The sequence below is a fragment of the Deferribacterota bacterium genome (assembly GCA_034189185.1).
Lineage (GTDB): Bacteria > Chrysiogenota > Deferribacteres > Deferribacterales > UBA228 > UBA228.
Window position 1 is genome coordinate 1 of sequence record JAXHVM010000079.1, and the last position, 8,147, is coordinate 8,147.

Annotated in this window: 6 protein-coding genes; 5 read left to right on the forward strand and 1 reads right to left on the reverse strand. The window is 27.9% G+C overall.

Annotated elements, in window-relative coordinates:
* A partial coding sequence (locus tag SVN78_06520; GenBank protein MDY6821258.1) for a GAF domain-containing protein occupies window positions 1-1,593 on the reverse strand: 1,593 nt, incomplete at its 3' end.
* A 225-nt stretch (window positions 1,594-1,818) separates the two neighbouring features.
* Here SVN78_06520 and SVN78_06525 point away from each other — a divergent pair.
* The 5 genes from SVN78_06525 to SVN78_06545 all read left to right on the forward strand — a co-directional run.
* A complete protein-coding gene (locus tag SVN78_06525; protein MDY6821259.1) occupies window positions 1,819-3,291 on the forward strand; it encodes a sodium:calcium symporter in 1,473 nt (490 codons plus the stop codon).
* Window positions 3,272-4,216 (forward strand): ABC transporter ATP-binding protein, encoded by a 945-nt coding sequence (locus SVN78_06530; protein MDY6821260.1) that lies wholly within the window; start codon window positions 3,272-3,274, stop codon window positions 4,214-4,216. The genes SVN78_06525 and SVN78_06530 overlap by 20 nt, the downstream gene beginning before the upstream one ends.
* On the forward strand, window positions 4,213-5,661 hold the full coding sequence (cysS, locus tag SVN78_06535) for a cysteine--tRNA ligase (protein MDY6821261.1): 1,449 nt from the start codon (window positions 4,213-4,215) through the stop codon (window positions 5,659-5,661). Before SVN78_06530 ends, cysS begins: the two co-directional genes overlap by 4 nt.
* Window positions 5,658-6,626: a GDP-mannose 4,6-dehydratase gene (locus SVN78_06540; GenBank protein ID MDY6821262.1), complete on the forward strand. Its 969-nt coding sequence runs from the start codon at window positions 5,658-5,660 to the stop codon at window positions 6,624-6,626. The genes cysS and SVN78_06540 overlap by 4 nt, the downstream gene beginning before the upstream one ends.
* Window positions 6,623-8,147, forward strand: a 1,525-nt coding sequence (locus tag SVN78_06545) for an endonuclease (protein MDY6821263.1), incomplete at its 3' end; no start/stop codon positions are given. The genes SVN78_06540 and SVN78_06545, both read left to right, overlap by 4 nt.

Consider the following 8,147-nt stretch of genomic DNA (forward strand, 5'->3'; position numbering starts at 1 on the left):
CTTTTTATACCCAGATAATTTTTCAAACGTTTTATTTACTGAAATAATCTTTTTATATCTATCAAATAAGACAATACCTTCTTGACTATTTTCATAAATATTATTTGCCAACATAAGATCTTTTTTAAGCGCTCGCTCTTCTTCTTCTAAGGCTATTCTATAAAGCGCAAAAGCTACATCTTGTGTTAAATTTTCTATTAGCTTAATAATGCTTTCGTCAAAATAATCACTTTTTGATGAGTAAACCCCCATAACGCCATATATACGATTTTTATATAAGAGAGGAAAATAACAAACTTCATTATAATTACATGCTATAGCACTTTGTCTCCATGGTGAGAAATCGGGATCATCAATGGTCGTTATTACGTATTTTTTCAGTCTATAAGCTTTTCCTGCTGGGCCTTTACCTTCAGGCATAGTTTCAAGGGGTGATATTTTTAGTGATTTTAGATATTTTAATCCATTTTTATTTTTTGCACTGTAGGATACAACATTAAAAAATGGGTTATTTTTTTCAGGGATAGCTACTAAGGCTAGCTCAATATCTACATTTTCTATTAAAATTTTACATATATTTTTAAAAAGGGTTTTACGCCCTTTTACCCTAATAATTAATTGATTTGTTTTATAGAGCGTATCATATAGCCTATTTATTTTTAATATTTTTTCCTCACTTTCTTTAAAGGGTGATATATCAATATGTACACCTAATAATCGTATAGCTGAACCATACTCATCTCTTTCAACCACTCTTCCCCTTGATAATATCCATTTATAACTGCCATCTTTAGTCTTTAGCCTAATAATGTTTTCAAAAGCATCAGTTATCCCACTAATACATTTCATTTGCTTGAAATTATGTTTTTCAAAATCATCTGGATGAACTCTTTTATTAAACTCATCTATTGAATCTTTTATTTCATCTTCATTATACCCTAACATCTCTTTCCATTTTTTAGAGTAATAAACCTTACCAGTTTGACACTCCCAGTCCCAAACGCCTTCATCGCTGTTTTCTAAAGCTATTCTCCAGCGCTCTTCCATATGTTTCAATTTATTTTGGGTTTGAATGTGATATATAGCAAAACCTATATCTGTTGATAGCTCACTAAGTAGCCTTATAACGTCTTCATTAAAATAGTTTGGCTCTAGAGAATAAATTGTAAAAACTGCATATACATTATCATCATACATTATGGGAAAAGCTGCTGCAGAGGCAAATCCTGCTATTTTTGCCTGATTTTTCCAGGGTTGCATATTTGGATCTTCAAAAAAATCATTAACAACATAAGGTTTTTTGTCCCTAAAGGCTTTGCCACTCATACCTTTGCCTATAGGAACATCGTTTACGTAAGAAACCTCTATATTTTTTAAATAGTCTAATCCTTTCTCGTCTTTTGCATAATATGCAATACTTTTGAAAAAAATTGTAACATCATCTGGCACACCCACCCATGCCATATTGAATTCGCCAGATTCAACAATAATTTTGCAAAAATCACTATATAATTGTTCAATATTTTTTTCTTTTAATAAAAGCCTATTTGTCTCTAATAATGCTGAATATAATTGTAAATGATTAGGGTTCATAAACAAATTTTAATTAAACAATTATTTTAAAACAATAGATATGCTGTTAAATTATTGTTAAATTTTTAAATTAATATATGTATATTTTAGATAAAATTCTAGTATTTTTAGCTTATTATTTTCCAATTTTTTAGTTAATAATTTAGTTTAAATTTATAAATATAAATTATTTATCTATAATTTACATTTGTAAAAGTAAAATTTTTATTATATATTTTTTAAATTATGAAAAACTCAAATAGAGAAGTCTGGTCAACACGAATAGGAGTTATTTTGGCAATGTCCGCAACCTCTATTGGACTTGGTAACTTTGTTAGGTTTCCTGCACAAATTGCAAAAAGTGAGGTTGGTGGCTCTTTTATGATTCCCTATTTTATATCACTACTAATATTAGGCATACCTATCTTGTGGGTTGAATGGACTATTGGTAGGTATGGTGGAAAAAGGGGACAAGGAACACATCCTTTTATATTTCAAAAGATATGGAAGAATAGATATTCAAAATATTTAGGTATCTTTGGTTTATCAATACCTATACTTATAGCTTCATATTATACATATATAGTATCATGGAATTTAGGCTATGCTTTTTTTAGCCTATTTGGTTCATATATCAATGTTGATAAAATTACATTTTTACAACAATTTATTGGTGCAGATAAAAACACATTTAATATTGGTTTAGGGTCATTATTTTTTTATATTATAACATTATTTATAATCTATACTATATTATCTAAAGGCCTAAATAAGGGTATTGAAAAATTCAACAATATTTTTATTCCATTATTACTTGTTATAGGTGTTGTGCTTACTATAAGAGTTCTTCTATTAGGTCCTGATATAGTAAAGGGTTTATCTTTTATATGGGAGCCAAATTTTGAACACTTATTTAATTGGCAAATTTGGATTATTGCAGCAGGCCAAATATTTTTTACCCTTTCAATAGGACAAGAGATTTCCGTTTATGCAAGTTATTTAAGAGAAGATGATGATATTGCAATAGGCCCTTTAACTCAAACCTCTATCAATGAGTTTTCAGAGGTAATTATAGGGGGTTGCATTGCAATACCCGTTATATTTTTCTTTACTCATGGCTTAGATAAAAATATAACTGAGGGGTATAATATCTCTTTTATTGCTATACCAATGGTATTAGAAGAGATGTCACTTGGAAGACTTTTTGGGGTTTTGTGGTTTACTCTTTTATTTATAGCTGGCATTACTACAATACTTGCATCATGCTTTTCTTTTATTACTTTTTTAAAAGATAACTTTAGCTATGATAATAAAAAAGCCGCAAAGATAACTTTATTAATTGTATTTTTTCTATCATTACCACCAACACTCTGGTATAGTAAAGGCGTTTTTGATGAGGTTGATTTTTGGGTAGGCGCTTTATTTTTAGTTATAATAAGTATAATAGAAGTAATTATGTTTGCATGGATAATGGGTATCAATAAGGCCTGGGAAGAATTAAATAAAGGAGCAAAATTAAGAATACCTAACGCCTTTAAATATGTTGTAAAGTATATAACCCCTTTATTTCTTATAGTTATGTTAATAGCTTGGTGCGTAACTGATGCTCCCTATTTTATATCCCAAGCCAATATCTATATATGGATTGAGAGAATATTAATATTATCTACTTTTATATTTGCAGGAATTTTAATTTATTATGCATCAGATAAAAAATAATACTATTCAAGTTGAGCCAATCTTAAAAGCAGATAACATTCAAAAAAATTATCCTTTAAAACAAAATATCTTATTTAAAAGTAGGTATATAAAAGCATTAGATAGAATATCTCTTGCAATTAACAATAAGGCTTCAATAGGTATTGTCGGGGAATCAGGAAGTGGTAAAACAACCCTTGCGAAATTATTAGCTGGTGTAGAAAAAACTGATAATGGTGCAATTTTTTATAAAAATAGAGATATATATGATAAAGATACATATAAAGATTATAGGAAAAATGTTCAAATAATTTTTCAGGACCCCTTCTCTGCTTTTAATCCAAAGCTAAGAATAAAAACAACCTTCAAGGATATTTATAAAAAACATTATAAAGATACAACATTTACGCCCCATGTATTTGATAACATATTGAATAGTGTTGGATTAAAACATGAAGATTTATATAAATTTCCACATCAGTTTTCCGGTGGGCAGAGGCAGCGGTTATCAATAGCTAGAGCTCTTATATTAGATCCCGAGGTTATTATAGCTGATGAACCTGTTAGCGCATTAGATGTATCAATCCAGGCACAAATATTAAATATTTTAAAAAATCTAATAATAAGTTATAATAAAAGTCTAGTTTTAATATCTCATGATTTAGCAATTGTTAAATATTTATGTAAAGAGGTAATAATTTTATATAAGGGAATAATGATGGAGAGAGGTCTGAAAGATGAAATCTTTAATGATTATAAGCACCCTTATACTGAATTACTTCTAAATGTATCTAAAAAAAAGATCGTTGATATTGGGAAATATGAAAATAATGGAAAATGTCCATTTTCAAATAGATGTAAATATTTTAGCAATCTATGTAAAGATGAGATAGCTGTTAAAAAGATATCATCAACACATTATGTGAGGTGCACACGTTACAAATGATAAAATTATATAATACGCTTACTGAAAAAAAAGAAGAGTTTATACCAATTAATCCCAATGAAGTAAAGATGTATGTCTGTGGGGTTACTGTATATGACTATTGTCACATTGGGCACGCAAGATCAGCTGTTATTTTTGATGTAATACGCAGGTATTTTAAATATAAAAATTATAAAATAACTTTTGTTAAAAATTTCACTGATATAGATGATAAAATAATAAAGAGAAGTAAAGAGTTAAATATTCCTTGGCATAAATTGGCAGCTAAATTTATAGAGGAACACAATAGAGATATGGATGAGCTCAATGTTGAAAGACCTGATATTGCCCCAAAAGCTACAGAATATATCGATGATATGATAAACATATGTAGGATTCTACTAGAAAAAGGTTTTGCATATGAAGTAGATGGTAATATATATTTTAGGGTAAAAAAATTTAAAGAATACGGTAAGCTTTCACATAGAAAACTTAAGGATATGTTAGCTGGGGCAAGGATTGAGGTAGATGAAAGAAAAGAGTTTGCCCTAGATTTTGCACTGTGGAAAAAAAGTAAGGAAGATGAGCCTTCTTTCCCCTCTCCATGGGGGGATGGTAGGCCTGGTTGGCACATTGAATGTACTGCTATGGGTGCAAAATTATTGGGGCTACCCTTTGATATACATGGTGGTGGTAAAGACCTTATATTTCCACATCATGAAAACGAGATAGCACAAACTGAGGCGTCTTTTGATAAACCTCTTGCTAATTATTGGCTACACAATGGTTTTGTAAATATTAATAAAGAGAAGATGTCAAAATCTCTAGGTAATTTTTTCTTAATAAGAGATATAACAAAAGAATTCTCCCCTGAAGTGCTTAGATTATATTTGATATCTAGTCATTACAGAAAACCTCTAGATTTTACCTTTGAATATCTTTTAAATTATGAAAAAATAGTAGAAAGATTCTATTTATTATTAAGAAAAATTGAAGATTTTAAACCTTCAAAAAAGGCTAGTCAGGATAACGTAAGTCTCAATGAAATATTTTTAGATTTTAATAAAGATTTTGATAATGCAATGGATGATGATTTTAATACACCAATAGCGCTTGTAGCTACAAATGAATTGATAAAGAATATAAATAAGCTAACAGATCAAAAATTAAACCCCCAAACATTTTCAAGTTTAAAGGAAAAATTCTATGATGCTGTAAAAAAGATAAATAATATATTAGGTATATTTTATAAACAACCAGAGGAATGGTTTGATGAGAACCTATCCATAGATAAAGAGAGATTATATAAACTTATTAATGAAAGAAATGAGGCTAGGAAACAAAAAAATTATGCATTAGCTGATAAAATCAGAGATGAGTTGTTAAACTATGGTATAAACCTTCACGATACACCAGATGGAACAAAATATACATCAAGAAAGATACACAAGTTTATCGAGAAATGAAGATTCTTGTAACAGGATCGGCTGGTTTTATTGGTTTCTGGCTCAGTAAAGCTTTGTTAGAAAAAGGTTTTTTGGTTTATGGTTTAGATAATCTAAATGAATACTACGATGTAAAATTAAAATTTAATAGATTAAATAATCTAAAAAATTACGCTAATTTTTTTTTCCAAAAAATTGACTTATCTGATTTAGCTTCATTGGACAATCTATTTAGAGAAAATAATTTTAATACCATAATAAATATAGCAGCACGAGCAGGGGTTAGATATAGTTTGTTAAATCCATATATTTATTATGAAACAAATGTTTTAGGCACACTAAATTTGCTTAATTTATCTAAAAAATACAATACTGAGCAATTTATTCAGGCTTCAACTTCTAGTGTATATTCTTATGTAAAACCACCTTTCAGTGAAAATGATAAAACTGACAAACCTATCTCACCATATGCTGCAACAAAAAAATCTGCTGAATTATTATGTTTTACTTATCACCATTTACATAAATTAAATATTACAATTTTAAGGTTTTTCACTGTTTACGGACCAAGTGGAAGACCCGATATGAGCATCTTTAATTTTATTGAACATATAAAAAATAATAGAGAGATAACCATTTTTGGGGATGGTACTCAAAAAAGGGATTTTACATATATTGAGGACATAATAGATGGTATCCTTAACTCCCTTAATCTAACTGGCTTTAATATTATAAACCTAGGAAATAATAAACCTAAAGAATTAAATTATATTATAACACTAATTGAAAACTCTTTGAATAAAAAAGCTAAAATAAAATATAAACCCTTTAATAATGCTGATATGTTTGAGACATGGGCAGATATAGAATTGGCCAAAAAAATACTAAACTGGAATCCAAAAACTAGTATAGAAAAAGGAATTGAAAAAACCGCCACATGGCATATGGAGAATGATGATTTTTTGAGAAAACTAACCTTACCATGAGAAAAAAACTCTTATTTATCCTTTTAAATATTTTAATACCCCTTAATTTAATTGCCACAACCTTTAAAGTAGCCACTTATAATGTAGAGAACTTGTTTGACCTTTATTATAATAATAGAGAATACCCTGAATATATCCCCTTTACTGGCTTTAGATGGAATGAAGACACTTTCCATAAAAAAATAAATAATATAGCAAAGGTATTATGTGATTTGGATGCAGATATTGTAGCTTTACAAGAAATTGAATCACCCTATGTATTAAATACATTAGTAAAAAAAATAAATGAAAAGGGATGCAAAAATTATAAATATAAGTCAATTGTTGATGATAATTATAAAATACCTATAAGAAGTGCTATTTTATCAACTTTTCCTATTGTAGAAAGCAGTGATATCAATATAGAGGGAGACTATAGAGATATATTAAAGGTCACTGTAAAAATAAATGATGCAAAATTATTAATATATGTCAATCACTGGCCTTCTAAGAGATATCCTGAAAGCCATAGGGTTTATACTGCAAGAAAACTCCTTGAGGATTTAAAAAATTTAAAGAAAGGGACTGATTATATAATTTTAGGTGATTTTAATTCTAATTATAATGAATATTTAACATTTAGATATAACAGACTTTTCAATAAATTAAACAATACAAAGGGCATAACAGGGATTAATCATATTCTAAAGACAGTAGAAGGCGGACAATTAGTGGATAAATTTTTTATAATTAACAGAGACTATCCCTTTTATCATTACAATCTGTGGCTAGAATTACCTAAACATGAAAGATATTCCTACATATTTAGAAACAGAAAAGAAACACCTGATAATATTATTTTATCACCCTACTTGTTTGATAATAAAAGTATCTCTTACATAGATAGATCTTTTAATGTTTTTAAAAAAAGTTATCTATTTAAAGATAGTGAGATTTTTAGATGGCAAAGGGCAAAATCAGGAAAGGCATGGCATTTAGGAAAGGGTTATTCAGATCATTTACCTATTTATGCAAATTTTAATGATAAACCCTTTAAACTAAAGCAGGACTTTAATGATATTAAAACCACAAATATTAAAGATCTCTATAAAATAAAAAAAGCTGAATTTAAAGCTATATTAAAAGATTGTGTAATAATATATAAAAATAATTATAGTTGTATTTTAAAAAGAAAAAATGATAGAGCTATATACTGTTATAAATGCTTAGATAGATTTGGTTTAAACGGTATCTACGATATACTTATACATAAACTAAAAAATTTTCATGGATTAACAGAGATTGTTTCAGCAACAGTTATTAATTATAAAGGCAAAGAAAAAAAGATTAGTGATTATTATTTAAAGTGTAATAAGGAAACAGATTTTAATGCAAATATCAATGAGGTTTGTTCAAAGGTAGTTGGTTTATATAAAGATGGATATCTATATATAGGTGAGAAAAAGATTAAATTATATACTAAAAAACATATAAAATTGAAAAATAATAAAAAAATACTGTTAAAAAAAGTTAGAATATCCT